Raw genomic sequence first — 26,648 nt, forward strand, 5'->3', positions numbered from 1 at the left:
GTATCGATGAAGTACAACGCCCTTCCGACGGCCTGTGAGAGTTTCACCTATGGAGAGGTGGAGGATTACATCGTGGTGATCCCAACGCCCTTTCAAACACCGGGAGGTTCCTCTTCAGGAAAGGTTTATAGTGCCACCGAATTGTTCTTATCGCCCAATCCCGTGATTAATGGATATATAAATATCCTAGTGACGGGAAGTGACGCCACCGAATATTCTATTTACAATATTATTGGTCAGGTAGTTGCGAAAGGAACTATTGAAGAGACTATAGATGTTTCTCATTTACAAAGTGGGATGTATCTACTACAAATTAATGATGAAGGAGAGAATCTCATAAAAAGATTCATTGTAGAATAAAGTTTAGTTTGATCAATTGAAGGCCCATTTCCGAGAGGAGATGGGCTTTTTCTTGTGAAAATCTGAGCAAAAACACAGTAAAACTACTGTTAAACAATAATATTCGCTTTTGATCGAAAAATATTTGAACGTTTGTAGGAATATATTTACTTCGCTACCAACTAGTTAAAACCAAATCACTAATTCACAAAAAACCAAGCCGAAATGAAAAAAATTACACTATTCCTATTGTTCGGTTTTCTTATGGTTTCTATGGCAACATTCGCGCAGCAACGTAATTGTGCTGTCATGGACGATTTAGATAGAAGACTTCAGGAAGATCCGCAATTGGAATTGCGAATGCAACAAATCGAAAATTACACCCAAGAAAAAATTCAGGAACTTAGCAACAATAGGGAAATTAATGGTGACATTATTACCATTCCCGTTGTAGTACACGTGCTTTACAACAATTCAACAACCAACATTAGCGATGCTCAGATTCAATCGCAGATCGATGTATTGAATGAAGATTTCAGAAGAACCAACAGTGATGCCGACAATACTTGGTCGCAGGCCGCAGATTCTCAAATAGAGTTCTGTTTGGCCACGGTAGACCCGAACGGGAATACCACTACTGGAATTACTAGAAAATCTACTTCAGAGCAAGACTGGTATCAGCACACCAATGACATGAAGAAATCTGCCCAAGGAGGAATTGATCCTTGGGACACGAGCGAATACTTAAACATGTGGACCGTACCACGTCTTTTGCGTAGTAATGGGGATGTACTTTTAGGGTTTGCCCAATTCCCAGGTGGAGATGCCTCTACCGATGGGGTAGTAATGGGATACAACTACTTTGGTAGAATAGGACAGGTAAGCGCTCCTTTCGATTTAGGAAGAACCACTACCCACGAAGTAGGACACTTCCTAAACCTTAGACATATCTGGGGTGACGGAGGATGCTCTGTGGACGATTTTGTAAGCGACACGCCTACTTCCGATGGGCCTAACTATGGGTGTAATCCGTCTCACGTTTCTTGTAGTACGACCGATATGGTGCAGAACTACATGGATTATAGTGATGATTCTTGTATGAATCTTTTCTCTCAGGGTCAGGTAGACCGTATGCGAGTTACCTTACTTCCAGGTGGGGTGAGAGCTTCTTTAGGAGCTTCTTCTAAGTGTGGGCCACCGCCAACACCAACATGTACAGACGGTATCCAGAATGGAAACGAGACAGGTGTAGATTGTGGAGGACCAGATTGTGCGCCTTGTCCAGAGCCAACCTGTACCGATGGTATCCAAAACGGTAATGAAACAGGTGTGGACTGTGGTGGACCGGATTGTGATCCATGTCAGATCGCTTGTAGCTCTACTATTAGCAGTTTCCCATACGACGAAAGTTTTGAAAACACATTGGGAGCTTGGACCCAGGACACTGGAGACGACTTTAATTGGACTGTGAGGTCTGGATCTACGCCATCGAGCAATACAGGTCCTTCTGGAGCCAATGATGGAAGCTACTACGTATATATGGAATCTTCATCACCTAACTATTCCAATAAGAGAGCTATTCTAAATGCTCCTTGTTTGGACTTGAGTGGTGCGACTACGCCTAGTATTTCCTTTAAATACCACATGTATGGGTCTTCGGCCATGGGAAGTCTTGCGTTAGAAGCGAGTATAGATGATATTAACTGGACTACTATTTGGAGTCGATCTGGAAATCAAGGAAACGCTTGGTTAGATGCTAACGTAGACCTTTCTGCCTACAATGGTAGTACGTTAAAGCTACGTTTTAACGGAGTTACAGGAACTACTTGGCAGGGAGATATGGCTATTGACAAGCTAAATGTAATTACGTTCGTTCCTGCACCAACCTGCGACGACGGTATCCAAAACGGAGATGAAACAGGTGTAGATTGTGGAGGAAGTAGTTGTGCTCCTTGTCCTGTTGGATGTGCTAATGGAGAGAATTTACCGTACAGCGAAGGATATGAAACTTCAATTGGTCTTTGGACACAAGATTCAGGAGATGATCTTAACTGGACGCGTGATCGCAATGGAACACCATCAAGTGGAACGGGGCCATCTTCAGGATCAGGATCTACATGGTACATTTATGTTGAAGCCTCTGGAAATGGAACAGGATATCCTAACAAACAAGCGATTATTAACTCACCTTGTTTGGATTTAACGGGAATGTCCTCTGCTTCTTTCGACTTCAACTATCATATGTATGGTTCGTCGAATATGGGAACCATAGACTTAGAGATAAGTACGGATGATGGAAATTCTTGGACTAGTATTTGGAACGAATCCGGGAACAAAGGAAACAGTTGGTTGTCTGCAAGTATTGATCTTTCAAGCTATGTTGGCGGAGGAGTACGACTTCGATTTAACCGTGTAACTGGCGGAACTTGGAAAGCCGATATCGCGATCGATAATATTTCGGTAACCAGTACTGGAGGCAGTAGAGCGGGTAACGAGTTAAGCACTCCACAGGAATTAGTAGTATATCCTAACCCAGTTAGAGGAAGCGAACTTTCTGTTGAATTGGTAGGTGCTACAAATGCCACCTATAGAATCACCAATACGCTAGGACAGACACTAATGAGCAATAAATTGGCGTCTTCTATCGATGTTGGAAGCCTTAATGCTGGAATCTATTTCATTATTGTGGACCACGCAGGTGAAACCTATGTGAAACGCTTTATTAAAGAGTAACAGATTAATTTTTAAGTTTAGTTATGACCCCACTTCAATTTATTGGAGTGGGGTCTTTTGTTTTCTGATGATTGGAAATTATACGGAAAGCACTTCGCTTTCATCCAAAAGATCCTCGTTACGGAGGCGTAACAAGATTTGCGCTACGGTAATGGTGTCTTTTTCGCAATAGGTAATAATACGGTCTATATCTTTTTCTTCATAAAACACATCCCGTACCTGACTCCCATCGATATCATCCTTGGGCGATGGAATTCCCAATACATGAGCCATGAGTTTTAAGGAGGTAAAGGTCTTATAATCTCCAAATTTCCACAATTCCAACGTATCTAGATGAGGCACTTCCCATGGTTTTTTACCAAAGAGGTTTAATTTGAAGGGAATATCGATCCCGTGAATGATCATCCGCCTAGCGATGTAGGGAAAGTCGAATTCCTTCCCGTTATGGGCGCAAAGTAAATGATGCGGTTTGTTGAAATAGGATTCTAAAAGCGTTTTGAAATCCAGAAGAATCTGCCTTTCCTCTCCGTGAAAGCTAGTCACCCGAAAATTTCGGACGTCACCATTCAGTTTGAAATACCCACAGCTAATACAAATGATTTTTCCGAATTCGGCCCAAATGCCAGCCCTATCGTAGAATTCTTCGCCTGTAAAGGACTCCTTTCGTTGGTATTCGGTCTTTTTCTCCCATAGTTCTTGAGTGGTCTCATCGAGCTCACTGTACCTTTCGTGTTGGGGAACTGTTTCTATATCCAGAAACAGGATATGCTCTAGATGAATGCGCTTCACCATACATAAAATGATTTAATAAAAGGGAGTAGAATAAAACTACGAAAAAATTCAATCTCCTTCTAACATTGCGTAGGCCTCTTCAATAAAGACATAAAAATCCGTACTGAATCCTCTGTCGTCCCAACCCCCGCGGGAGTGACCTAACCGAACTATTATTACATTGTCCTCGGGAACAGTGATTACGTATTGTCCCAAAATACCGCGCATAACAAAGATGTGCTTATTTAGATGATCGCTCAACCAAAAGCCATATCCGTATTCGGGATCGTTTTCAAAACGTTGATGGGTCGATTTGGCGACGAAAGTGGAATCCAGCAATTGTTTTCCATTCCATTTTCCATGGTTTTTGTAAAGCTTTCCAAAGCGGGCGAAATCCTTAGCATTACTGGCGATACAACAAAATGTCTTGGCTAATTGATTCTCACTATCATCCACCTGCCACAACGCTTCTTGCTCAAACCCCATAGGCTTCCAAAAGCTCTCCGAAAGGTAATCGGCAATCTTCTTGCCTGTGGCTTTTTCTATAACCATTCCCAAAAGTTGCGTGTTACCACTAAGGTACTTAAATGCTCTTCCGGGTTCTTCAACCACTTTCTGTCCTAAAATGGTGCTTCCTAAGTCATCATCGTAATAGGCCCTCGCTGTAATACTGAAAGGGCTTGTATAATGCTCCACCCAATCCAATCCTGAGGCCATGGAAGACAGGTCTCCTACCGTTGTTTTTTCATCTTTATATTGCTCAAAGAAATCTCCTAGGGGTTGATCTAGGGATTCTATGTAACCATCCTGTATGGCCTTACCCAAAAGTGCCGAAGTGATGCTTTTGGCCATAGAGAAAGAATTGGTCTGTGACTCGGTTCCATATCCTTCGGCATAATTCTCATACCAAATACTGTCATTCTTTATGATCATATAGGCTACGGTACCCAATCTATTATTTATTTCATCTAATGTTGGAGTAGACTTGGCCTTATTGTAGTCCTTGTGCACAGGCCAAGGTTGTGGGGTATTTCCGGTAGCCACCTTCATATTTTCGAAATGTGGATAATCATCGATATAAGCGGTGGTATGTCCAGTCATGTAAACGACACGAACTCCTTTCAATATATATTCATGGTCGGTGGCATAAGCCAAGAGCACTAAGGCGATAATGATAATGAACAACCACTTAAAAAATCCTTTTATTCGCTTCATATTGAGGTATTAAAATAATTCACCTTGTTTTACCGGGCTTTCGTGTTCCAAAAGCCATTTTTTTCGATGCAATCCACCCGCATAACCAGTTAAGGAGCCATCGGATCCAATGACGCGATGGCAGGGGATGATGATAGAAATGGGATTTTTCCCATTGGCCGAGGCTGCGGCACGAATCACCTTCGGATCGCCTAGGTTATTTGCCATTTTTTGGTAGCTTGTGGTTCTTCCAAAGGGAATTTCGAGCAACTTCTCCCAAACCCTTTTCTGAAACGTAGTCCCCTCGGGACTCAATTTTAGATCGAAATCAGTACGCATTCTATTGAAATACTCCTTTAGTTGCGTAACAGCCGGAAGTAAAACCTCCGGAATGCTTTCGGAAATCGGGGCATTATTTTCTTTAAAAATAACCGAATGAAGGCCTTCATTATTGCCCTTAATTTCCAAAACCCCTATAGGTGTATTCAGATATGCTGTTTCCACTTTTCTAAGGTACGTGTTTTTACGTATTTTCAGATAATGAGACAATATAATTAGTGTAATTGCTTTGTAATCAGATGGTTTATACTTAGATTTACGTGCCAAGTCCCAAAAGCCATACTTATGCGATCTTCGTATAAACTGTTCATCGTTTTTGTTTTTTTAGGCGTGTATACCCTACAGGCCCAACAAGTGGTTTCCAAGGATAGTCTTCAATCTTTGGTGGAGCAGATTAAGGATTATTACTATGATTATAATTACAAACAGGCTATAGAGTCGAGTGCGGCACTTATAGAAGAAGCGACGAGGGCGAAGGAAGACTATTATGTTTTTAGAGGTTATGATGAACTTGGCCAAGTGCATTATGCCGTTCGCGATACGGCGAAGGCACGGTTTTATTTCGAAAAGGCATTAGAACAAGCAAAAGCGACCCAAATTGATAGTTTAATTTCATGGGCCTATAACAACTTGAGCAATGTTTACTCGGAGGACGATTCCCTATACAAAAAGAGTATAGAATACTACGAGTTGGCGATAGCCGTGAATAAAAATGCGGGATTGGATGAGTTGGAAAGTTTGGTGCAGTACGTCAATATTGGATGGACCTACTTGGATGTGGAGCAACACGAAAGGGCATATCCCTATTTGGAAAAAGCCCAGGAATTAATACAAATAAAGGAGCAACATCCCTTATTGGTTTTAAATCTAGAGATTTTATTTGGCCGATACCACTACTATGCAGGAAACGATGAGAATTCTATTGAGATTCTTGAAAATGCCGCCAATACAGCCGAAGAAAAGAATTATCTAGAGCAGGCTTCACAATCGCATGAGTATCTGGCGATGTTGTACAGACGTTTGGAGCAACATGAAAAAGCCGCAGTAAGCCTTCAGAAACAGCTTGAAATTGATAAGGAAAGATATGAGTTGGGCAAGGAGTTGAGTATCTACGAGGCAAGTGCAAAATTTGAAGTGGAACAATACCAGAAGGATCTGGAAGTAGCCAAAAAAGAGCAAGAGTACAAGGATAAATTGGTAGCCAAGTCACGATTGATCCAAATGGTCTTTATTGGAGCCTCCATTATTTTGTTGATTGGACTCATTAGCTTTTATCGCCTATTGAAAACGAGAAAGAAGCTCATTTCAAAACTCAGGGAGAACAATCGTCAGCTTACCATGGCGAAAAATCAAGCAGAGAAGCTTTCCAAACTGAAAACCCAATTCTTTTCTACCGTAAGTCACGAACTTCGAACCCCATTATACGGGGTGATAGGCTTATCTTCGATACTAATGGAAGACAAAAACCTCTCCTCACACAAGGATGATTTGACTTCATTGAAATTTTCGGCCGATTATCTTCTGGCCCTCATTAATGACGTACTGACCCTTAATAAGATGGATGCGGATGGCATCCGAATTGAAAAAACACCTTTCATGCTCAGTTCTTTGTTGAAGAACATTGCCAAGTCCTTTGCCTTTAGCTTGGAGCAGAACAATAATAAAATCCATTTGCACATCGATGATAGCTTGCCGCCCCAGGTGTTAGGGGATTCGGTTCGATTGTCGCAAGTCCTTATGAACTTGGTAGGGAATGCGGTTAAGTTCAATGAAAATGGCAACATTTGGGTATCCATTAATCTATTGGAGGTGACCCAGACCGGGTATCATAAAACCTTGTTCACGGTAAAGGATGACGGGATTGGCATTCCGAAGGATAAACAGGATACCATTTTTGAAGAATTCTCGCAGATCGAGCAGAACAACTACAATTATCAAGGAACTGGATTGGGGCTTCCCATTGTGAAAAAACTATTGTCACTTTTTGGTAGTGATATTCAACTGATAAGCGAAGTAGGAAAAGGCGCCAGTTTCTCTTTTGAAATTGATTTGGAGGAATACCTCGCCGAAGACGAGAAAGGACTTAGTGATTTAACTCCCGAAGGCTTAATGCAAACGTCTTCTGCTTTGGATAACATCCATGTTCTGGTAGTGGACGATAACCGAATCAACCAAAAGATTACCCAGAAAATTCTAGAGACACGCCATTTTCAATGCAGTTTGGCTAACGATGGTTTAGAAGCCATTAGTTTGGCTGAGAAGAACGAATACGACCTTATTTTGATGGATATCCATATGCCCAATATGAATGGTATAGAGGCCACTAAAATCATTCGGAAGCTCGATACGGCAACTCCTATTGTTGCTTTAACAGCCGTTGAGATTGCGGAGATACGAAAGGAAGTGATGGATGCAGGAATGAACGACATTATTCTAAAGCCGTACGACGTGTCTCAATTCCTCACGACCATTCTTAGGAATGTAAATACGATTCAGACTTAGGAAGGATCGTTTTCTGGCTCATTAGGAGTGGTATCGGTAAGTTCAATACCCATGCGTTGCGCCCTTCTTTCCCAATTTTTTCGTGCTGCCGCCTGCATATCGGCAATGGCATCACTTTCGTCCATGATTTCCAATCCCAACAAGGTTTCAATTATATCTTCCATGGTTACGATACCGATGGTATTGCCGAACTCATCGACTACTAGGGCAATATGCCCACGCTCGTTGATAAAAGTTTCGAACAATTCTGGGATGGGCTTTTGTGCATCTACGACGAAGATGTCCCGTCTCAGTTCACTGAGGGGTTTGTTTTCGTGGTCCTCAACCATTTCCTCCAGAATGTCGTCTTTCATCACAAAACCAGTGATATTATGGGTCTTGTCTCTGTATATTGGGATTCTAGAAAAGCGTAAGTTTTTGTGTTCATCGTAGAACTCCTGTAGGGACTTAGTTTCATCTTCCAAAACCACTACAGGGAATGGCGTCATTACGTCTTTGGCATGAACGGATTTGAAGACTAATAAATTTTTGATAACAGCACTTTCGTTTTCTGCGAAAACCCCCTCCTTTTCAGCAGCATCGGTTATGGCCATGAATTCCTCCCGGCTCATAGTATTTACATGGGCGGACTTACCAATAAGTTTGGTGGTCAAGGTAAGGATCCAAAGGATTCCAGTGTATTTTAAAGGAATGATGATAAAGTTTAGGGCAATTGCCGTAAAACGCCCCAAGCTTTTCCAATAGGTAGCACCAATGGTTTTGGGAATGATCTCCGAAACGACCAAAATTAGTAATGTCATAATCGCCGAAACAATCCCAACGATGTTTACCCCTAAGATTTCTACTTTGTAAGGCAATTTTTCGGCCTGTACCCCTACGAGTATAGCACCCACTGTATGTGCAATGGTGTTTACCGTTAGTATGGCGATGAGAGGTTTATCGATGTCCTTTTTAAGCTTGGCAAGCGTGTGGGCATAGCCTTTGCCTTCGGCCGCCTTCATTTTTATATAGGTAGGCGTAAAGCTAAGGAGTGCTGCTTCCAGGATGGAACATAAAAAGGAAAAAAAGATGGAAAGTATCGCGTAAACGATTAAAAGTGTCATTCCGTAGAATTTTCGGTAAAGATACTACTTTGTTAAGACCTATTACCAACCTGAATACCGAGGAAGGTCAATTTCTTTCAAATTAAGATACACAACCAGCTGTCCCCGATGATGTGTTACGTGGTCCTGAAGTAAATTGAGTATTTGCAATTTGCTTTTGGGTCCGGCAAAGAAGTCTACTGTTTCGGTAAGTGTCGCATCTGGAGTGTCCTTGATGATGGCCAAGCTATTGTTGAAAGCTTCTTTCATTAAAGCCACCATTTCTGCTTTGGTGCCCGGGGGGTCTTTTTTATCCCTTTTGTATTTCGTGTCGGTGAAATACGTATTGCTGAGCCAATCCATATTCCCTTTTATATGCATGAGTTGCTCTTTGAAACTCATTTGCCGTTCGGTAGGCTTAAAATCATAGGCTTCCTCGGGCATAGCTTCGGCAATAGCGATGAGGTAATTCTTGGAGTTTTCCCATTTTTCCAAGAAGGCTTCTTTCGGGGTTGTTTTTTGTGAAAATAAAAGGGTAGAGAAGAATAATGTACCAAGAAGAAGAAGGGTTTTTCGGGAATTTATCATAGCAATCGAAAAATAGCGTTTAATGAACATGGTTATTTAATAGATTGGTTATAAATTTACTGTAAGAATTTGGATCCCCTATCTAGGGAAACGAAAAATAAACTTCCCCAATATAATTGCGTGCTCCCCAGTCACGTCTAACTAAACAATTTTTAAAATGGAAAATTACCAAACACCCGAGGATTCGACTCCTTTAACCGTAAACATTTCCCCGTCGAGTGACGCGCAATTGGATGGACCTAACGAGGTTAGGGTAACTGTGTATCATGAAGATACGCCCAAGCAGTGGCGAAAAATCTCCGTTACGAAAATTTCTGAAGGGGAATACGAAGCGCAGATCGACAAGAGTATGCTCACCGATCGCCCTGTAGTGAAGATAAAAACGAACCTGATCGTAGATTCAAGCCAAATGCCAAGCAAGGACGCTGTCGTTCAGAATTCTGAAGTGGATTACACCTTCAACGGAGGAAGTAATCCGGCCGACTTTGAATCGCGATTCAGCACGGACAGTTCGGAATATGATGATGGTAGCGATACCGATGAAACCTTCAGTATTACCAAGAAGGTAGCGATAACACTAACCTAAAACCAACCTCTCATGAAAAAGTCATTGATACTCCTGTTGCTTTTTGGAGCAAGCACGTTATGGGCACAGGAAAATGCCTCCATAAACGATTTTAACTTCGAAAGTGTAAGTAATCCAGCATTTACGCTGTTGGATGAAAGCCCTACACAGATCTATACTCCAGATAATATTAAAAGTCTGGCGCTTTACTTATCCAATGGGTTCGAAAACACCAATATTGCGGTGGAGCTAAACCCTTATTGGTATATTGATTTTGAGGGAAAGCGATCCTACCGAAAGTTCCGCGGAATTAAAAAGAATGCCCAAGGAGAAGATGTCATCGATCCCTTTATAGGATTAAAAACCGATTGGTCTGTCTCCCTCGGATACCTAAATAAAACCTTTACGAGCATTGATACTGCTAAGAATGTAGCGGGAATCGGTGCTAGGACCACCATTGTAAAGTTGTATAGCAAAGACAGGGTGAAAAAAGTAAATGATGCGATTAGTAAGGTGGAAGTGGGTGTTACGGATAGGCTAAATGAAGCTTTTGAGTTCTTTTACACCGAAGACAACAATAAACCGGGATCGGGAACTTGCGAGGAAATAAATACCGATCAGGAATTGAAGAACCAATTTCTTCAGAGTGCATCCGATTTTTTGGAAAGGGACGACACTAAGGAGCTTTTGCAGCAAATGGGATTACAGTCCATAACTGCGGAAGAGGTCGTAACGAGATACTTTAAGGAACGTTGTGAGCTGGTAGAGAGCTTCGTAAACAATCCGAAAAATGTACGGCCTAACTTCCGGTTGGATGGGGCTATTGGATATAGTGTGTTATTTAAGGATAATGAGTTCAACACTTCAACAGCCAATCGATTCGGAACTTGGCTCACTGCCGATGTCGCTCTGGGAATGGCCAAGGATCGATACCTTCATATTTTGGCCATTGGCAAATACATAGACGATGGATTTCAATTGGATGCCAATGGGCAATATACTAGCACAAGCTTTTGGGACTATGGAGCAAAGGTGGAATTGGAGTTTGATAAATTCACCTTTTCTTACGAATACCTAGAACGTTCCGGAGATGACGATCAGTTCCGATCTGTAGGAAATATCACCTATCAGATCAATACGAATTTTTCCCTAGTAGGAGGTTTCGGAAAGGATTTCCCGGAAGACGACAATCTCGTTTCCATTTTGGGAATTAATTGGGGATTAAACTCGGGAGAAAAATCCTTTAACCAGCAATAAGACGCACTACGTCTTTGGCAAAATAACTTGCAATGATATGGGCTCCCGCTCTTTTAATGGCGGTAATTTGCTCGAGCATCACAGCATCGTGATCTAACCAGCCTTTTTCGGCGGCGGCCTTTATCATGGCGTATTCACCACTTACTTGGTATACAGCTACTGGAACTTCTACTGCATTTCTAATTTCCCGTACAATGTCTAAATAAGCAATACCAGGTTTTACCATCACGATATCAGCACCTTCGTCTATATCCATTTCCGTTTCCCGAATGGCCTCATCGCGGTTGGCAGGATCCATCTGATAGGTTTTTTTGTCTTTGGGGACATCTACCATATCTACAGGAGCACTGTCCAAGGCATCCCGAAAAGGACCATAGAAAGCAGAAGCATATTTGGCACTATAGCTCATAATACCTGTGTTGGTAAACCCTTCATCTTCCAAGGCTTCTCGAATGGTAAGGATACGACCATCCATCATGTCGCTGGGAGCGACAAAATCGGCACCGGCTTGGGCATGTGAAAGAGACATTTCGGCCAGTACTTCGGCGGTATCGTCATTTACGATTTTTCCATTCTGCACAATGCCGTCGTGCCCAAAACTGGAATAGGGATCCAGTGCTACGTCGGTCATGACCAACATGCCCGGACAAGCATTTTTGACCGTTTTAATGGCACGTTGCATTAATCCTTCAGAGTTTAAAGCTTCGGTTCCTTTGTTATCTTTCAAAGCGTCTGGAACCTTCACAAAAAGCAACACGCTTTTTAATCCCAATGACCAAAGCTCTTTTACTTCTTGCTCTAGCAAGTCCAGACTATATCGATAGTAATTAGGCATGGACGCGATTTCTTCTTTCACCCCAGTGCCTTCCACAACAAAAAGAGGTACCAAAAAGTCATTGGGCGATATAATGGTTTCGCGTACGAGGCTACGAATGGCTTCGGAAGTTCGTAATCGGCGGTTTCTGCGTATAGGGTACATAGAAAATGTTTTATTTAAATAGGTTGGAAACCCAAGTGTAAATGACCATAATAATAAAGGCGACCAGACTAACGGTATAGGCGCTTTCCATGACTAAAAATCCCATTGCTCCAACACCCAATATTAAAATACCGGTAATGAAGCCAAGGTCCCTTCCTCCTTTGGAATATTGAATAAATGCTCTTGGTAAGGGTATTAAAGCTGAAAAACAGGCTACCGAAAGCGATAGAAAATAATCGATCTGAAGACCATAGAAAAGCGCTATGGAAACAAGGCCTAGAGCGACCAATGCACCAAATGTATAACCACTTAGTTTTTCATCTTTGTTGAGCAGGTATTTTCCGTAGGTATTGAAACTTAAAATACAATTGGATAGCGGTTCCATCATCCAACTTCCCAAAGCAAAAAGCAAATATGCTATGACCAAGGGAATGGCAAGATAGGATAGGCCGGCATCGCTCAAGAATTTATAGGAGAACCGGTAGACCAGATAGAGTCCAATAATAAAGGCCCACTGATTTCCACTGGACTTTTTACTAATCCAAAAAGCGTATTTTAAATATTGCCTGTATATGAAATTTTTGGCCTTTAGGGCGGTACTCATTCCTTCTCTGGCATACTCGAAGTTGGGATCAATACTAAGGGCTTCCTTGAAATGGTTAAGAGCCTTATCAATGTTGTTTTTTTCCAATTCTACCCATCCCACATTGGCATGCGAATAGACATCTTGGGGGTTTTCCAGTAAGATGTCTTCGATCGTTTGGTTGGCCTCGGGAATTTTTTCCAGCTTGGTGAGCAATTGGGCCCTAACATTAAGACAAAAACGATTCGTAGGTTCTATATTCAACCCTTCATTCGCAAAAAGAAGTCCTTCCTCATACTTTTTCATTTGAAGGAGGATGGAGGCTTTCATACCAAAATAGTCTGCAGCGTAGGGATGAAAGTTAATAGCTTCATCTATATCGGCTAGGGCATCTTTATAACGATCTTCGTTATGGGCAATCTTCGATCGAAGAAAGAAAATGTCTGGATGATCCGGGGTCTCGGCTAGTAGCTCGTCTACTAGGCTTTTGGCTTTTTTGTTATTGGAAGTTAGAAAATAACAATGTGCCAAATAGAATTTACTATTCCAAGAATTCAGGTCTTTCGTAAAATACGGAATGGCCTCTTCATAACGACCCAATTCGAACAGTTGTATCCCCCGTTGCAACTCTACTTGACTCATACTATTTTTTGATGTTTAGGTAGTCCAAAATTTCATCGTAAAGACCCGCGTCGTTTGCATAAAGCGCATAATTTTTCGCAGAGCGAAACCATTCCTTGGTGGTTGGCTTCATCTTCTTAAGTGCTTTTAAGACATCCTTGGTAACGATGGGTTTTGGGATGCCATCTGCGAAGGAGGCTTCCAATTTCATTTCGATGGTCTGGTCTATGGTAGCCATAATATCGGCGCCTGAAAACTCCTTGGATGCTTTGGCCAATGCCATATAATCGACCCCTTCAATGGGTTTGTTTTTCAGATGAATTTTAAAGATAGCTTCGCGGGCTTCTTCGTCCGGAGGGGAAACGAAAATCACGCGATCGAACCTACCCGGTCTACGAAAGGCAGGATCCAAATACCAGGGTGCGTTGGTAGCGCCAAGTACCAAAATACCGTCGTTATCGGATTCTATTCCATCCAATTCGGCGAGGAATTGATTAATAACAGTCCTTCCAGCCGTCTTGTTCATGTCGTTCCGGTTGGCACCTAAGGCATCAATCTCATCAATGAACAAAACACAAGGGGTGTTTTTTCTGGCTAGTTCGAAAATCTCGTGGAGATTTCGTTCTGAACTACCAATCCACATATCCAAGATTTCGTTAATGCCAACGTTAATGAAATTGGCATTGATTTCTCCTGCGGTTGCTCTGGCCAAATGGGTTTTTCCACAGCCTGGAGGGCCATAAAGCAGAACGCCTCCCCCGATTTTCTTGCCGTAGGCTTTATACAGTTCAGGGTGTTGCAGTGGTTGAATGATCTTTAAGGAGATTTCCTTTTTTACATGATCCATACCGCCTACTTCCTGAAAAGAAGATTCGGATTTCTTCATGAATCCTAGAGCATCTTCGTCGGTTACGTCTTTTTCGGCAGTACCGCTTACACGCAGATATCGATCGAAGTCTTCGTTGGAATAGGAAGGGTCCTTTTCTAAGATCTTTTGATAGGTTTCTGTAGCGTCGTTAAAGTCTTTCTGATTTAACTGACAGTAGCAGAGCAGCTCCAATTGCTCTATGGGAGCATTGGATGTAATGATCTCTTCCAAAAGCACGGTAGCTGCCGGAATTTTATCCTGCCGGTAGAAGCATTGGGCCAATTCGTATTTGGCGGTTTCGTTTTTGGGATCCAAATCGATCACCTCTACCAAATGTTTTTCGGCATTCTCAAAATCCCCCTGATCCATATACAGTTTGGCCACTTGCAATTTGAGTGGAATGTTATTTGGGGAGAATTTAAGGGCTTCCAATAAACTTTCTAACATTGTTTCGTGTTCTTAAAGTTCAAAAATACGGTTTAGACCCATTCTTTTGGGTTTTTTAGAACATCTATCAGCTTAGATTCTTCACTTCCTGCTTCTGGATGATGGTCATATCTCCATTGTACATGAGGCGGGAGACTCATTAAAATACTTTCTATTCTTCCGTTCGTCTTAAGTCCGAAAAGGGTGCCTTTGTCATGCACCAAATTGAATTCCACATAACGCCCCCGACGTATTTCTTGCCAATTTCTATGCTCTTGGGTATATGGTAGGTCCTTTCTTTTTTCAACAATGGGGATATAAGCTTGAAGGAAACTATTGCCCACTTCGGTCACAAAGTTGTACCAATCTTGCATGTTCATGGTCTCGCTTTTCTTTAGGTAATCGAAGAACAAGCCTCCAATTCCGCGGGATTCCCCACGATGACTGTTGTGAAAATATTCATCACACCGCGCCTTATATTTCGGATAAAAATCGGGGTTGTGCGCATCGCAGGCCTTTTTGCAAATGGAATGGAAATGCACAGCATCTTCTTCGAAAAGGTAGTAGGGAGTAAGGTCTTGGCCACCGCCAAACCACTGATCCACAATGGCGCCTTCTTTATTGTACATTTCGAAATACCGCCAATTGGCATGTACCGTTGGGACAAAGGGGTTTTTTGGGTGAATTACCAAGCTCAAACCGCAAGCGAAAAAATCGGCATCTTCCACGCCAAAGTATTGTTGCATGCTTTCAGGCAATTTGCCGTGTACTTGGCTTATGTTTACACCGCCTTTTTCGAATACTGCTCCATTTTCAATCACTCGGGTACGACCACCGCCGCCTTCGGGACGCACCCAAGGGTCTTCTTTAAAAATGGCCTTGCCGTCAATGGCTTCCAAAGATGCGGTAATGCTGTTCTGTAAGGTTTTTATATAGGCAACGAATTGTTGTTTCATGAATTCTTTTCGGAATGAATTAATTTAAGGGTTTCGGTGGTAGCAGCTGTTACGGACAGGGGCAACACTAGGATAATTCCAAGAACCGGAATGAATAGCATCAACATGAAAATGATTCCGTTACCTGTGGCAATTCCGCTGTGCTTTCTCACGAATCGCAAACTTTCGGAATACCCATAATGCCGTTCTAAGGTGTAGTCCATATTACCGAAACCGGCGTAATACGATTGTACTAGGAATAGTAATGGCGAAGTGATGAGGTTGATCACTGGAATAAAACTGAGTAGTAAAATGGGTATGGAAAAGAACAATTCCATAAGAAGGTTTCGAACATTAATCCGAATACCGCGCCATAATTGCGCCGAGAATGTGGTATTACGATGGGGATGATCTACTCCCATGAGATGTGCTTCTATTTTTTCGGAAACAGGACTCATAAAGGGAGCACTCAGTGCCATTACAATGTGTTTATATAGGATGAAGCCTATTACCACGATTACGGCGACACCAATTACTTCACCAATGACATGGAAGGTTTCCGATCCCCATTCCCAAACCCAAATCTTGTCGATGAGGTTAGCAATATTGTCTTTCCAGCCCCAAGCGGCGAATCCAATAAGGGAAGCAGTGACGAGACTAATTAGAATGGGTATTCCAAAATACTTCCATAACCCCAATTTGCTGATTAGCTTGAAGGTACCGGAATACGCTTTTATGCCTCGGAAAATATTTTTGATCATTTTATTCTGAAATGTAGACTAGTTCGTTTTTGTACTGCTCAATTTCTTCAAATTTCGCCACTTTTTGAGCCTTTTCGGCCTTTTTCTGAACCAAATTAACCAATTCTGACTCGTTTTGGTCGAAAAAGTCCAAAAAGAGGGATCTTCCTATAGCGTTGTTGTGAAAGTCCATCGCCTGATCCATCTCTTCATTTTTTGTTGCTTTTTCGTATAAATCGGTCACTTTTTGAGTAAAATCGGCACTTTTTTTGGCATTTTTTGTCTTTTTCAGCGTTTTTTGGCAGATTAATAAGTTCCAAAACGCATGGCGAAAAGCATTTGCCTTGTTGCTCTTATGATGGCTTTTTCCGTAAAGTTCATTGCAAATGGAAAAAGTCCTTTTGGTGGCGATCCAAGTGGGCCAGATGAGGAGCGGATGTGTTAGAAATAACCATCCAAAACGGATGATTCCGGAGGGACTCAAGTTTTGTATGCGAGCCCATACGTTCACGCTTCCTCTTTGTATTCCTTTACGGCTTCTACAAAGGCACCGGCATTTTCTATTGGAATGTTGGGCAGGATGCCATGACCTAGGTTTACAATGTATTTGTCTTTCCCAAATTCACGAATCATTTGGGTCACCATTTTCTTGATCTCGGCTGGCGGACTTAGCAAACGGGAAGGATCAAAATTCCCCTGTAAAGTAATGTTACCTCCTGTGAGATAACGCGCATTTCGGGCGGAACAAGTCCAATCTACCCCTAGGGCAGAGGCGCCACTTTTGGACATTTCGTTCAAGGCAAACCAGCATCCCTTTCCAAAGGCAATGACATGGGTTTCGTCTTTTAACGAATCAATAATTTGCTGAATGTATTGCCAAGAGAATTCTTGGTAATCGGTAGGGGACAGCATACCCCCCCAACTGTCGAATACTTGGACTGCGTTCACTCCGTGTTTTACCTTTTGCTTAAGGTAGGCAATGGTGGTATCGGTTATTTTCTGAAGGAGCTGATGTGCCGCTTCTGGCTCAGTAAAACAAAACTCCTTGGCTTTGGCGAAGTTCTTGGATCCTTGCCCTTCTACACAATAACAAAGGATGGTCCATGGACTTCCTGCGAAGCCGATCAACGGGATTTCGTTATTGAGCTTTTCCTTGGTCATATCGATGGCGTCCATTACATACCCAAGGGTATCGTTGATGTCTGGAACGATTACACGATCTAAATCGGATGGTTTTTGAATGGGATCCGGAAGCCAAGGGCCAATACCGGCCTTCATTTCCACATCGATATTCATGGCTTGCGGAATGACTAAGATATCACTGAAGAGGATGGCGGCATCCATACCATAGCGACGAATAGGCTGAACCGTGATTTCGCTTGCTAATTCTGGGGTTTGGCATCGGGTGAAGAAATCGTATTTCGCTTTGATCTCCATGAACTCAGGTAGGTATCTACCAGCTTGGCGCATCATCCAAACGGGTGGGCGTTCTACGGTTTCTCCCCGAAGGGCTTTTAAGAATAGATCGTTTTTAATCTGGGTCATACTGTAAGGTTTTTACCGCTTTGGCAATCACGCTCTCTATACGAGTCGAATTTGCAATGATTACGTTACGGGTATGTTTTTGGGCTTCGGATGCTGTTGTTTCTCCTATGCAAAAAGCAGTGGCATCCTTTATTTTGTTTTCAGAAACGAAACTTTGTACTCCACTGGGACTAAAAAATAGGATTCCGTCCCATTTTTGATCGAATTTGTGTGGTTTTTGCTCCGTTTTGTATGTTTTTACTTCAAAAAAGTCAATTTTTTCACTTTTCAGTCGTTCGGGGAGTTCATCTCTGCGTTGTGCACCACAGAAATAGAAAAAAGTGTCGTTTTTGTGGTTTTTTACGATGAAATCGGCCATTTCTGATGAATTTTCAGCTGTTTTTACCACATTTTGGCCATTTTCCTTCAAAAATGTACTTGAGGTTGGGCCAACGCAAAACCAATTTGAAACGGATGTTTCAGATGGGAAAATCGATTTTGTACCGTTCATACTAGTTACGATGGCATTTTCTACTTGAGCGGGTGCTTCAAATTGTATTGGAGCTATTTCGATGGCATCGTATTCCACAAAACTTACTCCAGCATTCAGCAACAATTCCTTTTGGGATAGTGAAAGTCTTTTTGTGGAAAGTATGGTTTTCATACAATGCAATTGTTAGCCCTTGGTATTTTGGGTCTCGCTTTTGATTTGAGCCATGAGTGCAGCCCCGCCGTCGTTCAAAATTTCTTGGGCACAGGCTTTTCCGAAGCCTTTATATCGGCTTTTGGAAATGGTTTTATTCAGTTCTAATTTCTGGCGCCCATCCAAAGAAAGTAGGCAACCTTTGAAATGAATTTGCTCACCTTTGATCGTGGCCAAAGCACCAATGGGCGCTGTACATCCTCCTTCTAACACTCGTAAAAATTCCCGTTCTATATGGGTGCAAATGTCGGACTCGGGATGATTCAGTTTTGAAGTGGCTTCTTTGCAAAAAGGATCGTTTTCTAATGCCACGATCACCATAGCGCCTTGAGAGGGAGCTGGGATCATCCAGTCCAAATCCAAATGATTCTCTGGAAGAACATCGATGCGTTCCAAACCTGCCTTGGCAAAGATGGCGCCCTGCCAATCGCTATCCTCGAGCTTTTGCAATCTCGTGTTTACGTTGCCACGTAAACCCACCACTTCGTGTTGGGGATAGCGGGACAACCATTGCGCTTTTCTACGAAGGCTACCCGTGGCAATAGTACAAGACGCTTCCCCATTGAAAACTCCTTTGGTCACCAGAATATCCCGAACATTGGCTCTTTCCAGTACTGCGGTTTGAATAATTCCCTTAGGTAAAAGAGTAGGGACGTCTTTCATACTGTGCACGGCAATATCTACCGTTCCATTAAGCATGGCAACGTCCAATGTTTTTGTAAAGATTCCTGTGATACCCAGTTCGTATAAGGGTTGATCGAGCACCAAATCCCCAGTGGATTTTACGGGGACCAATTCGGTTTGGTAGCCCAGGTTTTCCAATTGGGTTTGTACGGTTTTGGCTTGCCACAATGCCAATTGGCTATCACGTGTTCCTATACGAATGGTTTTGCTCACGATTCCTTATTTTCTATTTGGAATACCTTGCGGATGAGGTGAATGCTTTCGGAAGTTTCTATGCTATCGTCCTTTAAGTGATTGGCGAAATGCTTGGTAATCTGTTGTATGATTCGGTCGCTAATAATCTCTGCTTGCTCTGTGTCGAAGTTGGCCAGTTTGCGGCGTTGATTGTCGATTTCACCTGCCTTGATTTCCGAAAGTTTGGCCTTTAGGGCTTTTATGGTGGGGGCAAAGCTTCTGTGTTCTGCCCAGGTGTTGAACTCTTTTTCTATTTCCTCAATGATGGTCTGCGCTAATGGGATTTGCGATTGTCGGTGCGCCAAGGTCTGATCGGTAACACGGGACAATTCATCCAAGTGGATAAGGGTAACGTGCTCGTTCTGCAGCACATCGTTATCCACGTTTTTTGGAATCGAGAGATCCAGAATTAGCAGTGGCTTTTTTAGGTGCAATAGTGATTTGTTGATCGTGGGTCGATCGGCACCCGTGGCAACGATCAAAACATCGCTTTGTGCTATTTCGCTTTGAATATTGGCATAATCCTTCACCAAAAGATTGAATTTCCCCGCCATTTTTTCGGCCTTCACCTTGGTACGGTTAATAAGGGTAATGTGATCGTTCTTGGTATGCTTAATGAGGTTTTCGCAGGTATTACGACCAATTTTCCCGATTCCGAAGAGGAGAATGTTCTTTTCTGAAACATAGGGAACCCTTGCCATGATGTACTGTACGGCAGCAAAACTTACCGAAGTGGCACCCGTAGAGATTTCGGTCTCGGTTTTAATGCGCTTGCTCGCCTGGATAACGGCATTGGCCAATCGTTCCATAAAGGCATTGAGCAGTTCCATCTTTTTGGACTTTTTGAAACTTTGGCGAAACTGACTTATGATTTCAAAGTCTCCCAAAATTTGACTGTCCAGTCCGGTACCCACTTTAAACAAATGATTGATCGCATGTCTTCCTTTGTGCACATAGGCCACCTTTTCGAATTCCTCCACGGTACCATGGGTGTGCTCGCATAGGAGCTTGATTAATTGAAAAGGATGCTGGGCAAAGCCATACATTTCGGTACGGTTGCAAGTAGAAATTACGCTCAATGAGGCAATGCCTTCTTCTTTTGCTTGCTGAAGGATATTGTTCTGGGCAGTTTCAGAAACACTGAAATGACCCCTAATTTCCGCATCGGCCTTTTTGTAGTTAAGGCCTATGGCATAGAAATGTCCCTCCGATGAAAGTGAAAAATGTCTTTTACCGTTATTTTCCATAGCGATGGTGCAAAAATAAATCAAGGCGAATCGAAAAAATAACGCTAGCGGTATCAATTATGTCGGAAACTGTTAATTTTGCATGATGAAGTCCGAAAACTGATATAAATCATTAAATTTAAAGGGATCGCGGCATATTTGATTCAAATTAGTTTAGAATGATTCTAAATAAAATCGTAAAATAATGGAAGCAGAGGCTCAAAAAAATATCGCTCAAGGCATCTACGAGGAAACGGTCGTAGAAGAGGGATTTTTTATACTAAAATGTAGCAATGAAAGTGATGATAATCAGCTATTTAAGCGCGAAGTGAGCTCAAATTTTATTCAGTTTCACTTTTGTGTAAAAGGGAGTGCTTCTTTCAGTTTTAACAATGGAAATTACCGATTGCCTATTCAGGAAAGTACTTCCTTATTGTTGTATAATCCACAACGGGATTTACCTATAGAAGTTTCCGTAAATGCCGATTCTTGGGTGTTATCGGTCTTATTGCCCATAAAAAAGTTTCACACGTTATTCTCTACAGATGCCCATTATATTACCTTTTTAAGTGAAGAGAACAAAGACAGAAAATACTACAAGGATGGTCGCATTTCTCCTTCCATGTCGATAGTGCTCAATCAATTGGTGAACTACAACCTGCATCCTTCGATCAAGTCCTTATACTTTAAGGGAAAGGCATATGAACTATTGAGTTTGTATTTCAATCGGGAAGAAGATGTCGATGTGGAACAGTGCCCATTTTTAGTGGATGAACAGAATGTGGCCAAGATTAAGAAAGCAAAGCAAATTGTCATATCCCGGATGGCAGAGCCACCGACGCTTCAGGAAATCGCTGATGAAATTCAACTACCCATCAACAAATTGAAAGAAGGCTTCAAACAAATTTATGGGGATTCGGTATTCAGTTTTTTGTTCGATTACAAGATGGAAGTAGCCCGGCAACTATTGGCTTCGGGTTCCCACAATGTGAATGAAGTGGGCGATAAAGTGGGCTACAGCACGGCCAGCCATTTTATTTCGGCCTTCAAAAAGAAGTTCGGTATTACTCCCAAAAAATTCGTGATGGGATTGAATAGCTAAGTGGCTTTCAAACGAATAAAGTTCCCTACAACTTTACCATCTTTTTAAGAACACCATAAGCGTATAGAAGTTATTTTTGTTTCCACCTGAAAATACCAATTATGAAGAAAGGCGTACTGCTCGTTAATCTGGGTTCTCCAGATAGTACAGATCCCAAAGATGTAAAAAGATACTTGGACGAATTTTTAATGGACCCCCGGGTGATCGATGTTCCCCGTTGGGCTCGTATTCTTTTGGTTCGTGGAATTATTCTCAATACCCGGCCTAAGAAATCGGCCGAGGCCTATTCCAAAATCTGGTGGGAAGAAGGTTCTCCTTTGATTGTGATTTCGGAACGACTTCAGAAAAAGGTTCAGGATAAGCTTAATATTCCGGTGGGCTTGGCTATGCGCTATGGAAGTATGACCTTGAAAAAAGGCTTGCAAGCCTTGGTAGATCAGGGAGTAGAGGAAATATTGACCATTCCCTTGTATCCTCAGTTCGCCATGGCAACCACGGAGACGATCGACGTAAAGGTGGCCGAGCTACAAAAAGAGTTTTTCCCAAACATCAAGATTGAGTCACTGCCTGCATTTTACCATAGGGAAGATTATATAGAAGTACTTTCCAAGAGTATAGGTGAAAAGTTGGAAGGCCTCGATTATGAGCATTTGTTGTTCTCCTATCACGGAGTACCGGAACGTCACATTAAGAAAAGTGATATTACCCAGTCCCATTGTAAAATCGATGGGTCTTGCTGTGTGACCAAAAGCAAAGCCCATGAATTCTGTTATCGCCATCAATGCTTAGATACCACCACGAAGGTTGCCGAAAAGCTGAACCTGAAGGAAGGAACCTATTCCAGTTCCTTTCAAAGCCGATTGGGCTTCGACCCGTGGCTACAACCGTATACGGACCGTACCATAGAGCGTTTCGGAAAGGAAGGAATGAAGAAAATGGCCATTGTTACCCCAGCGTTTGTAAGCGATTGCTTAGAAACCCTTGAGGAAATAGCGATGGAAGGGGAAGAGATTTTCCATGAGGTAGGAGGAAAGGAATTCACAACCATTCCCTGTTTAAACGATCGCGACGACTTTGCCCAATTGTTGGCCAATTGGATCGAAGAATGGCGCATGGTAAATGTTGAAACGGCCATCGCGTAAATGGCGAACAAATCCACAAAATTAGGTACAGAACCCATCAGTAAACTGTTGGTGCAGCAGGCCGTTCCTGCTTCCATCGGGATATTAGTCATGTCCCTAAATATGATTGTGGATACCATTTTTGTAGGACGGTGGATCGGTTCTTTGGCGATTTCGGCCATTACCGTTGTGGTACAGCCTACTTTCTTTATTGCGGCTATTGGTCTTGCACTGGGAATTGGAGGTAGTTCAGTGTTGTCACGTGCTTTAGGGGCCGGGAATCATGCCAAGGCGTTGAAGGTATTTGGAAATCAGATTACCCTCACCTTTTTCATTTCGGGAATGCTGGCTTTGTTTGGCCTGATCTTTCAAGACAGTTTGATCGAATTTTTTGGTGCGGACGATTCGTTTAAGGATATTGCTCTTGTTTACTATCGCATTGTTCTGTATGGAATTGTAATGTTGGCCATGTGCATGATGGGGAACAATGTAATCCGGGCCGAAGGGAAACCGAAGTTTGCCATGTATGCCATGCTATTACCGGCCATAGGGAATATCCTAATGGATTATATTCTTATTAAAATCTTGGGAATGGGCATGGAAGGAGCGGCTTGGGCTACGTTTATTAGTTACGCAATCTGTCTCGCCTTTATCTTATGGTTTTTCATTTTTAAGAGTGAATTACGTCTACGATGGTCTTCCTTGGTATTGCAAAACAAGTTGGTAAAGGAAATTTCGGCACTGAGTTTTGTTACCTTTTCCCGTCAGGCGGTGATTGCCGTTTTGGGAGTATTACTTATCAATGTACTTATTAAATATGGTGATGCTTTGGATGTGGCCTCCTACGGAATCATAAGCCGAATGCTCATGTTTGCCCTGTTCCCCATTATTGGAGTGAACCAAGGCTTTTTACCTATTGCGGGTTATAATTATGGAGCGGAGAAGTTTTCGCGAGTACGTGAGTCCATCAATACCTCCATCAAGTATTCTTTGGTCTTGGCGATTATTGTGTTTACCGTTATCATGATTTTCCCTCAGGAGATCGTTTCTGTTTTCTTGAGCAATTCGGATAATTTAGATGCTCAAACCCTGGCCAATAATGATGAAATCTTAAAGCGGACTCCCTCAGCCTTGCGTTGGGTGTTTGCTCTTACTCCGGTGATCATTATTCAATTAATAGGGACTTCCTATTTCCAAGCCATTGGAAAAGCCATGCCTGCACTTTTGTTGAGTTTGACCAAGCAGGGATTTTTCTTGATCCCCTTGCTGCTCATACTTCCTCCATTTATGGGCGTATTTGGAGTTTGGATTTCTTTCCCCATTGCCGATTTCCTAGCTACTACAGTAACAGGATATTTTCTGAACAAAGCCGTTAAAAAGGATCTTGTAAAAGCATAAAAAAAGGAGCCCATTAGGACTCCTTCTCTCTATTTCTAAAATGGTATTACCAGATTCGTACTCGATCTTCGGGCGCTAACCACATACCGTCACCTTCTGTGATATCGAATGCTTCATAGAACGAATCAATATTCAATAAAGGCTGAATGGCTCTGTTTTCTCCTGGAGAGTGCGTATCCGTTTGCACTTGTGTACGCAATGCTTCATCACGGATCAAGGTTCTCCAAACCGTTGCCCAGCTCATGAAGAATCGCTGCTCTGGAGTAAACCCGTCAATATTCTCTGGGCGTCCGTTTTCGGCCATGAAACGTTGTAATCCGTCATAGGCACCCAATACACCACCAAGGTCACCAATATTTTCACCCAAGGTAAATTCTCCGTTAATGAATACACTATCCATTACTTCGATGGCGCTGTACTGATCGGCTAGTTTCTTTCCTCTCGTTTTAAACTCTTCAAGATCATTATCGGTCCACCAATTCACCAAGTTTCCATCGGAGTCGAATCGGGAACCGCTATCATCGAAAGCATGTGAGATCTCATGTCCGATTACGGCTCCAATTCCACCGTAATTCACGGCTTCATCGGCCAGATAATCGTAGAAAGGAGGCTGAAGGATGGCCGCTGGGAATACGATTTCATTGTTGAAAGGATTGAAATACGCATTTACTGTCTGAGGAGACATTCCCCATTCGGTTTTGTCTACGGGTTCGTTAATTCTGGAAAGGTTGTCGTTGAAGCCCCAACGATCTACCGCGATCATGTTGTCATAGTAGCTATTTCCTGCCGCTACTTCCATTTCTGAATAGTCCTTCCATTTGTCCGGATATCCAATTTTAACCGTGAACTTATCCAGTTTTTGGTGTGCTTTCATTTTGGTGCTGTCGCTCATCCATTCCAATGCGGTAATTCGGTCCTTGAAGGCTTCGATTACATTAGCGATCATGGATTCGGCTTTGGCTTTGGCTTCTGGCGGGAACATTTCATCTACATACAATTTTCCAAGTGCTTCGCCCACACTTCCATTTACAGTAGCCAAGGCGCGCTCATCGGCTGGCTTTTGCTTTTCGGCACCTCTTAGGTATTTGCTATAAAATTCCCAGTTGGCTTTTTCAATTTCAGTAGTCAAGTAACCCGCAGCACCATTTAATGTAGACCAACGTGTTACTGTTTTCCAAGTATCTACGTCATTTTCTTCGAATACTGCTTGAATGAACTCCATATACTTTGGTTGCATTACCAATACGGTATCCACTTGCTTGGTAACCCCCATGTTTTTGAAAACATCACTCCAAGAAATAGCAGAAACCATTTCTTGAACCTGATCCATGGAGCGTGGATTGTTGAAGTTTCTAAAATCACGGCTCGCAACTTTATCCAAACGTGGCTCAGCCAACTTGGTTTCGAAAGCCAAGATGGTTTCGGCTTGCTTTCGCGCATCTTCTTCACTATCTCCTAAATATTGAAGCATGCGCGTAATGTGATTTACATATTCGGCGCGGGTTTCTACCGATTTATCATCTGTTTTTAGGTAATACTCTCTTTGCAATCCCAAACCTCCGGGAGTAATATAGCAGGCATTCATACTACTGTTGGACGGGTTGGAAAATGCAGCTAAGCCCAAGAAAGGCTGTCCTATTTCAACAGCATTTACGGTAATGAGCTTTTGGTAATCGTCCATACTCTGTACAGCAGCGATTTTGTCTAAAATAGGCTGTAATGGAGCGATCCCCGCTTCATTTCTTGCTGCAGTATCCAGCTTGGTTTCGAAAATGGCAAGTGCTTTTGCCTGATCTGTTTCGGGCGCATACTTTCCACTTTCTTTGGCCTTGGCCAATATCTCCAATACGTCCTTATCGGTAGACTTACGCAATACCCCAAAACCACCCCAGCGGGTCTGATCATCGGGAATGGTATTGTTTTTGAGCCAAGTTCCGTTTACATAGTTGTAGAAGTCATCTTTGGGACTTACCGTGGTATCCATATTGGCTAGGATAATACCATGTGGCTCGTCACTTTCCTTTTCCTTTTTTTCACCCTCTCCGCAAGCACCGGCTAAAATGAGTCCGGTGGAAACAAGAAGGTACTTAAATACATTTGTTTTCATTTTTTTGGTTTAAGTTAAGTGGTACTC

Annotated in this window: 24 protein-coding genes; 8 read left to right on the forward strand and 16 right to left on the reverse strand. The window is 42.4% G+C overall.

Annotated elements, in window-relative coordinates:
• Nucleotides 1-360, forward strand: a 360-nt coding sequence (locus POV27_RS00025) for a T9SS type A sorting domain-containing protein (RefSeq protein ID WP_272860669.1), incomplete at its 5' end; no start/stop codon positions are given.
• A gap of 204 nt (nucleotides 361-564) precedes the next feature.
• Nucleotides 565-3,072 carry a M43 family zinc metalloprotease gene (locus POV27_RS00030; RefSeq protein WP_272860670.1) on the forward strand — a complete coding sequence of 836 codons (2,508 nt, stop codon included), beginning with the start codon at nucleotides 565-567 and terminating at the stop codon, nucleotides 3,070-3,072.
• Between the two features lie 78 nt (nucleotides 3,073-3,150).
• Here POV27_RS00030 and POV27_RS00035 read toward each other — a convergent pair whose 3' ends face one another.
• From POV27_RS00035 to POV27_RS00045, 3 genes are read right to left on the reverse strand one after another with little or no spacing between them, the layout of a single operon-like run.
• Nucleotides 3,151-3,864, reverse strand: coding sequence for a 3'-5' exonuclease (locus POV27_RS00035; RefSeq protein WP_272860671.1), 714 nt, complete (start codon nucleotides 3,862-3,864; stop codon nucleotides 3,151-3,153).
• Between the two features lie 48 nt (nucleotides 3,865-3,912).
• Entirely contained in the window at nucleotides 3,913-5,058 is a 1,146-nt protein-coding gene (locus tag POV27_RS00040) for a serine hydrolase domain-containing protein (RefSeq protein ID WP_272860672.1), read from the reverse strand.
• A 9-nt stretch (nucleotides 5,059-5,067) separates the two neighbouring features.
• Nucleotides 5,068-5,541, reverse strand: a complete 474-nt coding sequence (locus tag POV27_RS00045; protein ID WP_272860673.1) for a methylated-DNA--[protein]-cysteine S-methyltransferase — start codon at nucleotides 5,539-5,541, stop codon at nucleotides 5,068-5,070.
• 120 nt (nucleotides 5,542-5,661) lie between these two features.
• Here POV27_RS00045 and POV27_RS00050 point away from each other — a divergent pair, with 120 nt between their 5' ends.
• The gene (locus POV27_RS00050; RefSeq protein ID WP_272860674.1) at nucleotides 5,662-7,878 is read left to right on the forward strand and encodes a tetratricopeptide repeat-containing hybrid sensor histidine kinase/response regulator; all 2,217 of its coding nucleotides are present in this window, start codon (nucleotides 5,662-5,664) and stop codon (nucleotides 7,876-7,878) included.
• On the opposite strand, the gene POV27_RS00055 is transcribed toward POV27_RS00050, so the two are convergent.
• Nucleotides 7,875-8,981 carry a CNNM domain-containing protein gene (locus tag POV27_RS00055; RefSeq protein WP_272860675.1) on the reverse strand — a complete coding sequence of 369 codons (1,107 nt, stop codon included), beginning with the start codon at nucleotides 8,979-8,981 and terminating at the stop codon, nucleotides 7,875-7,877. The genes POV27_RS00050 and POV27_RS00055 overlap by 4 nt on opposite strands.
• Nucleotides 8,982-9,023: 42 nt before the next feature.
• Complete coding sequence (locus tag POV27_RS00060) at nucleotides 9,024-9,578, reverse strand: DinB family protein (RefSeq protein WP_419179929.1); 555 nt, start codon at nucleotides 9,576-9,578, stop codon at nucleotides 9,024-9,026.
• 127 nt (nucleotides 9,579-9,705) lie between these two features.
• Here POV27_RS00060 and POV27_RS00065 point away from each other — a divergent pair, with 127 nt between their 5' ends.
• Both POV27_RS00065 and POV27_RS00070 read left to right on the forward strand, forming a co-directional pair.
• Nucleotides 9,706-10,134, forward strand: a complete 429-nt coding sequence (locus POV27_RS00065) for a hypothetical protein (RefSeq protein WP_272860677.1) — start codon at nucleotides 9,706-9,708, stop codon at nucleotides 10,132-10,134.
• Between the two features lie 12 nt (nucleotides 10,135-10,146).
• The gene (locus tag POV27_RS00070; protein ID WP_272860678.1) at nucleotides 10,147-11,370 is read left to right on the forward strand and encodes a hypothetical protein; all 1,224 of its coding nucleotides are present in this window, start codon (nucleotides 10,147-10,149) and stop codon (nucleotides 11,368-11,370) included.
• On the opposite strand, the gene hemB is transcribed toward POV27_RS00070, so the two are convergent.
• The 10 genes from hemB to hemA are packed head-to-tail and all read right to left on the reverse strand — an operon-like array spanning nucleotide 11,357 to nucleotide 20,914.
• Nucleotides 11,357-12,349, reverse strand: coding sequence for a porphobilinogen synthase (hemB, locus tag POV27_RS00075; protein WP_272860679.1), 993 nt, complete (start codon nucleotides 12,347-12,349; stop codon nucleotides 11,357-11,359). The two genes, POV27_RS00070 and hemB, sit on opposite strands and share 14 nt — an antisense overlap.
• A gap of 10 nt (nucleotides 12,350-12,359) precedes the next feature.
• A complete protein-coding gene (locus POV27_RS00080) occupies nucleotides 12,360-13,574 on the reverse strand; it encodes a tetratricopeptide repeat protein (RefSeq protein ID WP_272860680.1) in 1,215 nt (404 codons plus the stop codon).
• Nucleotide 13,575: 1 nt separating this feature from the next.
• Complete coding sequence (locus POV27_RS00085; RefSeq protein WP_272860681.1) at nucleotides 13,576-14,868, reverse strand: AAA family ATPase; 1,293 nt, start codon at nucleotides 14,866-14,868, stop codon at nucleotides 13,576-13,578.
• A 32-nt stretch (nucleotides 14,869-14,900) separates the two neighbouring features.
• Nucleotides 14,901-15,803 (reverse strand): oxygen-dependent coproporphyrinogen oxidase, encoded by a 903-nt coding sequence (gene hemF, locus POV27_RS00090; protein WP_272860682.1) that lies wholly within the window; start codon nucleotides 15,801-15,803, stop codon nucleotides 14,901-14,903.
• Nucleotides 15,800-16,543: an EI24 domain-containing protein gene (locus POV27_RS00095; protein ID WP_272860683.1), complete on the reverse strand. Its 744-nt coding sequence runs from the start codon at nucleotides 16,541-16,543 to the stop codon at nucleotides 15,800-15,802. The genes hemF and POV27_RS00095 overlap by 4 nt, the downstream gene beginning before the upstream one ends.
• A gap of 1 nt (nucleotide 16,544) precedes the next feature.
• A complete protein-coding gene (locus POV27_RS00100) occupies nucleotides 16,545-17,006 on the reverse strand; it encodes a DUF6973 domain-containing protein (protein ID WP_272860684.1) in 462 nt (153 codons plus the stop codon).
• 23 nt (nucleotides 17,007-17,029) lie between these two features.
• A complete protein-coding gene (hemE, locus tag POV27_RS00105) occupies nucleotides 17,030-18,067 on the reverse strand; it encodes a uroporphyrinogen decarboxylase (protein WP_272860685.1) in 1,038 nt (345 codons plus the stop codon).
• Nucleotides 18,054-18,710 carry a uroporphyrinogen-III synthase gene (locus POV27_RS00110; RefSeq protein ID WP_272860686.1) on the reverse strand — a complete coding sequence of 219 codons (657 nt, stop codon included), beginning with the start codon at nucleotides 18,708-18,710 and terminating at the stop codon, nucleotides 18,054-18,056. The genes hemE and POV27_RS00110 overlap by 14 nt, the downstream gene beginning before the upstream one ends.
• A gap of 12 nt (nucleotides 18,711-18,722) precedes the next feature.
• On the reverse strand, nucleotides 18,723-19,646 hold the full coding sequence (gene hemC / locus POV27_RS00115) for a hydroxymethylbilane synthase (RefSeq protein WP_272860687.1): 924 nt from the start codon (nucleotides 19,644-19,646) through the stop codon (nucleotides 18,723-18,725).
• Nucleotides 19,643-20,914, reverse strand: a complete 1,272-nt coding sequence (gene hemA, locus POV27_RS00120) for a glutamyl-tRNA reductase (RefSeq protein WP_272860688.1) — start codon at nucleotides 20,912-20,914, stop codon at nucleotides 19,643-19,645. Before hemA ends, hemC begins: the two co-directional genes overlap by 4 nt.
• A 184-nt stretch (nucleotides 20,915-21,098) precedes the next feature.
• Here hemA and POV27_RS00125 point away from each other — a divergent pair, with 184 nt between their 5' ends.
• The 3 genes from POV27_RS00125 (at nucleotide 21,099) to POV27_RS00135 (ending at nucleotide 24,514) form a co-directional block, all read left to right on the forward strand.
• Nucleotides 21,099-21,995 (forward strand): AraC family transcriptional regulator, encoded by an 897-nt coding sequence (locus POV27_RS00125; RefSeq protein ID WP_272860689.1) that lies wholly within the window; start codon nucleotides 21,099-21,101, stop codon nucleotides 21,993-21,995.
• 101 nt (nucleotides 21,996-22,096) lie between these two features.
• The gene (gene hemH, locus POV27_RS00130) at nucleotides 22,097-23,137 is read left to right on the forward strand and encodes a ferrochelatase (protein WP_272860690.1); all 1,041 of its coding nucleotides are present in this window, start codon (nucleotides 22,097-22,099) and stop codon (nucleotides 23,135-23,137) included.
• Nucleotides 23,138-24,514 carry an MATE family efflux transporter gene (locus POV27_RS00135; RefSeq protein WP_272860691.1) on the forward strand — a complete coding sequence of 459 codons (1,377 nt, stop codon included), beginning with the start codon at nucleotides 23,138-23,140 and terminating at the stop codon, nucleotides 24,512-24,514.
• Between the two features lie 46 nt (nucleotides 24,515-24,560).
• Here the strand turns inward: POV27_RS00135 and POV27_RS00140 are convergent, their stop codons facing one another.
• Nucleotides 24,561-26,621 carry a M13 family metallopeptidase gene (locus POV27_RS00140; RefSeq protein ID WP_272860692.1) on the reverse strand — a complete coding sequence of 687 codons (2,061 nt, stop codon included), beginning with the start codon at nucleotides 26,619-26,621 and terminating at the stop codon, nucleotides 24,561-24,563.
• Nucleotides 26,622-26,648: the final 27 nt, after the last annotated feature.

Source organism: Aureisphaera galaxeae, from assembly GCF_028561275.1.
In the GTDB taxonomy this organism is placed as follows: domain Bacteria; phylum Bacteroidota; class Bacteroidia; order Flavobacteriales; family Flavobacteriaceae; genus Aureisphaera; species Aureisphaera galaxeae.

Excerpts from the sequence above, each read along its gene's own strand:
- POV27_RS00030 (WP_272860670.1), top strand. The coding sequence starts at position 565 with ATGAAAAAAATTACACTATTCCTATTGTTCGGTTTTCTTATGGTTTCT.
- POV27_RS00035 (WP_272860671.1), bottom strand. The coding sequence starts at position 3,864 with ATGGTGAAGCGCATTCATCTAGAGCATATCCTGTTTCTGGATATAGAA.
- POV27_RS00040 (WP_272860672.1), bottom strand. The coding sequence starts at position 5,058 with ATGAAGCGAATAAAAGGATTTTTTAAGTGGTTGTTCATTATCATTATC.
- POV27_RS00050 (WP_272860674.1), top strand. The coding sequence starts at position 5,662 with ATGCGATCTTCGTATAAACTGTTCATCGTTTTTGTTTTTTTAGGCGTG.
- POV27_RS00055 (WP_272860675.1), bottom strand. The coding sequence starts at position 8,981 with ATGACACTTTTAATCGTTTACGCGATACTTTCCATCTTTTTTTCCTTT.
- POV27_RS00060 (WP_419179929.1), bottom strand. The coding sequence starts at position 9,578 with ATGTTCATTAAACGCTATTTTTCGATTGCTATGATAAATTCCCGAAAA.
- POV27_RS00065 (WP_272860677.1), top strand. The coding sequence starts at position 9,706 with ATGGAAAATTACCAAACACCCGAGGATTCGACTCCTTTAACCGTAAAC.
- POV27_RS00070 (WP_272860678.1), top strand. The coding sequence starts at position 10,147 with ATGAAAAAGTCATTGATACTCCTGTTGCTTTTTGGAGCAAGCACGTTA.
- hemB (WP_272860679.1), bottom strand. The coding sequence starts at position 12,349 with ATGTACCCTATACGCAGAAACCGCCGATTACGAACTTCCGAAGCCATT.
- POV27_RS00080 (WP_272860680.1), bottom strand. The coding sequence starts at position 13,574 with ATGAGTCAAGTAGAGTTGCAACGGGGGATACAACTGTTCGAATTGGGT.
- POV27_RS00085 (WP_272860681.1), bottom strand. The coding sequence starts at position 14,868 with ATGTTAGAAAGTTTATTGGAAGCCCTTAAATTCTCCCCAAATAACATT.
- hemF (WP_272860682.1), bottom strand. The coding sequence starts at position 15,803 with ATGAAACAACAATTCGTTGCCTATATAAAAACCTTACAGAACAGCATT.
- POV27_RS00095 (WP_272860683.1), bottom strand. The coding sequence starts at position 16,543 with ATGATCAAAAATATTTTCCGAGGCATAAAAGCGTATTCCGGTACCTTC.
- hemE (WP_272860685.1), bottom strand. The coding sequence starts at position 18,067 with ATGACCCAGATTAAAAACGATCTATTCTTAAAAGCCCTTCGGGGAGAA.
- POV27_RS00110 (WP_272860686.1), bottom strand. The coding sequence starts at position 18,710 with ATGAAAACCATACTTTCCACAAAAAGACTTTCACTATCCCAAAAGGAA.
- hemA (WP_272860688.1), bottom strand. The coding sequence starts at position 20,914 with ATGGAAAATAACGGTAAAAGACATTTTTCACTTTCATCGGAGGGACAT.
- POV27_RS00125 (WP_272860689.1), top strand. The coding sequence starts at position 21,099 with ATGGAAGCAGAGGCTCAAAAAAATATCGCTCAAGGCATCTACGAGGAA.
- hemH (WP_272860690.1), top strand. The coding sequence starts at position 22,097 with ATGAAGAAAGGCGTACTGCTCGTTAATCTGGGTTCTCCAGATAGTACA.
- POV27_RS00135 (WP_272860691.1), top strand. The coding sequence starts at position 23,138 with ATGGCGAACAAATCCACAAAATTAGGTACAGAACCCATCAGTAAACTG.
- POV27_RS00140 (WP_272860692.1), bottom strand. The coding sequence starts at position 26,621 with ATGAAAACAAATGTATTTAAGTACCTTCTTGTTTCCACCGGACTCATT.